This window comes from Wenyingzhuangia sp. 2_MG-2023, from assembly GCF_030548295.1.
In the GTDB taxonomy this organism is placed as follows: domain Bacteria; phylum Bacteroidota; class Bacteroidia; order Flavobacteriales; family Flavobacteriaceae; genus Wenyingzhuangia.
The window spans coordinates 1-228 of record NZ_JAUOSB010000244.1; the positions used below are offsets into that span (position 1 = coordinate 1).

The following is a 228-nucleotide window of genomic DNA, read 5'->3' on the forward strand; positions in this document are numbered from 1 at the left end:
CTGTACGACAAAAACAACACTATCAGGGCCATACAAAATGAAAAATAATAAAATCTTCAAGTTGCTGCCAATGGCAGCGGCGGTAGCTATCAGCGCACAGGCGTCTGCCGCTATCACGCTGTACGACCAGGAGGCGACCACCTTTTCTGTGGATGGTTTGTTCAATACCTTTTATGTCAACAGTGATAGCAGTGCTGACGGTACCAATGATGTATCCCAGTCCCGTGT

1 pseudogene is annotated in these 228 nt (G+C 47.4%); it reads left to right on the forward strand.

What is annotated here, in order from left to right:
* Positions 1-37 precede the first annotated feature (37 nt).
* Positions 38-228: pseudogene (locus tag Q4548_RS17145) on the forward strand (hypothetical protein); the annotation flags it as partial.